Here is a 2,531-nt window from a genome sequence, read left to right as displayed (position 1 = left end):
AGCCAGGGTCGATGCCCCGTGCCATGGATCTTGGCATAGCGGATCACGGCGAGTGCGCCGGCCGTGAACAGGCTGCGCAAATAGCGATCGCCTTGCTTGCTGATACTGCCAAGCTTGTCCTTGCCCCCGCTCGAGTTCTGCTTCGGCACGAGCCCAACCCAGGCCGAGAAATCCCGACCCGATCGGAAGGCCTTGGCATCGGCAACGCTTGCGACTAGCGCCGTTGCCAGCGCCCGCCCGACACCAGGGATCGCGTCCAACTGTTTGCTCGTCGCGCTTGATCGATGCCAGGCGATGATGCGTCGGTCGAACTCCAGGATTTGGGCCTTCAGCGCCTGCAATTGACTGCCGAGCGCAGCAAGACACGCGCGGGCCGCCTCCGGGAGCCGGCGCTCGGCTGGATCGGCGACGACTTCCAGCAGTTGCTCGACACCCCGGCGCCCGACCGGGGCGACAATCCCGAACTCGGCAAGATAGGCGCGGATTGAATTGATGACGGCAGTCTGCTGGCGGATGAACAGATGGCGCGCGCGATGAAGCATCAGACAGCTCTGTTGCTCGACCGTCTTGGTCGGCACGAACCGCATGGTGGGTCGCGTGACCGCCTCGCAAATCGCCTCCGCGTCCGTGGTGTCGTTCTTCTGCCGCTTGAGTAGAGTCGAGGAGAGGCGCGGTGATGCGCTTGTTGCGCGTTCCGTTTCCTCTCCCCGCTCATCAAACCGGACGTGCAGTTTTCCCGCATCCGGCTTTCCGACAGGTTTCGTCACAAGGCGCACGTCGGCGACACTTTGCGCACGCGGTTCAGCACAAGTACGCCAGGGTTCCCATAGAACTGATCAGAGAACTGTCTGACGCCACGTCCTGGCGTCTTATGTCGTCTGCGCAGAAAGGCGAGCACGCGGTCGAAGACGTGTCGATCAACGGCCTGATGAGCCGTAGCAAGAGAGCCATAGTTGAAGTAAGCGGACCAGCCGCGCAGAAGGCGGTTCAGTCGTGCTTGTACTTCGGGCCAAGCGCCCTTGTTGCCCGGCGTCAGCAGTACGCTGACCTTCCTCTTGATCCGCAGCACGCTTTTCTTGGAAGGAGCCGCGCCAAGATACCATCGTCCCCCATTGCGGAAGCAGCGGGGTCCGAGCGTGTACCCAAGGAAGTCAAAGCTTTCCAATCGGGCATTCTTCACCGAGGTTTTAGTCTCGTTGAGCGTCAACCCAAGCTTGGTCATCACCGCTTTCGTCCACGTCAATGCTTCCTCCGCGTGGCCGCGGCTGAGAATGACGAAGTCGTCGGCATAGGAGATAACCTGGGCATGGAATGCTTCACGCCGACCGCTGAGACGCCAATGTTTCAGGAACCGGTTCATGTAGATGACGGAGAGCAGCGGACTGATGACACCGCCCTGTGGCGTGCCACGCTTGTTGCTCTTACCGCCGCTCATGCGCCGTTTCCCGTCGCTATCCCGCTCCTCGACCGGTACTCGCAGCCATAACTTAATCAGCCGCAGCACATTCCGGTCGACGATGCGTCGGGCCACCGATTTGAGGAGGTCCGAGTGCGGAATCGTGTCGAAATATTTCGACAAATCGGCGTCAACAACGTCCGTGTAGCCCCGGCACACAAGCCGGTGCACTTCCTTGACGGCATCGACCGCGTTGCGACGCGGGCGATATCCATAAGCGCCATCCTCGAAATCCGCCTCGAAGATCGGCTCCAGCACAATCTTTGCGGCAGCTTGGACGACTCGGTCCCGGATTGTTGGGATACCGAGCGGACGTTCGCCGCCGCCGGGCTTCGGGATCATCACCCGCCGCACTGGATCGGGCCGGTAAGTCTTCGTGACGAGTTCATCGCGCAGGCCAGCCAACCATGCTTCGAGTCCCGACGCGTCGATTTGCTCGAAAGTTGTTCCGTCCACTCCTGGCGCACCCGCATTGGCGCGGGCCAGCTTGTAGGCGTGGCTCAGAATGTCCTCGCGGCAGATCTTGTCGTACAGCACGTAGAAGCGGAAGGCAGGCTCCGCCTTCGTCTTGCAATAAAGCTTTCTCTGAAGGCTCCTGATCTTATCGGGCGTTTCAAGGCTCATCGCCAATCTACCCTTTCCCTCGCCATCTTCAAAAGCGCACCTGAAGTCAGGGTCCTTTCCTCCACCGGAATTACCCGGTTTCATCGGTACCTATGACCCTGTCCGACTCCCGCCCGGTCCATCGACTACTCAATGCTGAAGGCGCGACCTTCGACCAAGACGGGTCTCCCCCGATTACCCGCACTACCTTTCCAGCGTGCCGTGCCCATTACCCCGGTGAACCAGACAGGTGCATGCGTCGATTGCTTCCCTGTCGGCGCGGCCTTCCCCGCCATACGATCGGGTCGGCATTCACATCGTAACTTTCGAGGCGTGCTCAGGCTTCACTCACGTTACGGCCCGCTGGATTGCTCGGCCGCCCAAGGCGACCTTTGTCACGAGGCTTCGGTCCGTCCGATTGCTCGTCCAGACCGCTCGTCAGCTACCAGATCAATCGACAATTCTCTGGGGG

2 protein-coding genes are annotated in these 2,531 nt (G+C 60.8%); both read right to left on the bottom strand.

Annotated elements, in window-relative coordinates:
- Window positions 1-767, bottom strand: a 767-nt coding sequence (locus AC629_RS44270; protein ID WP_168195771.1) for an IS110 family RNA-guided transposase, incomplete at its 3' end; no start/stop codon positions are given.
- Window positions 764-2,080, bottom strand: a complete 1,317-nt coding sequence (gene ltrA, locus AC629_RS44265; RefSeq protein ID WP_210419250.1) for a group II intron reverse transcriptase/maturase — start codon at window positions 2,078-2,080, stop codon at window positions 764-766. The genes ltrA and AC629_RS44270, both read right to left, overlap by 4 nt.
- Window positions 2,081-2,531 lie beyond the last annotated feature (451 nt).

It is taken from the genome of Bradyrhizobium sp. NAS80.1 (genome assembly GCF_001908205.1).
Lineage (GTDB): Bacteria > Pseudomonadota > Alphaproteobacteria > Rhizobiales > Xanthobacteraceae > Bradyrhizobium.
Note: the sequence above shows the minus strand (reverse complement) of the source record. Positions and strands in the feature narration are given on the sequence as shown.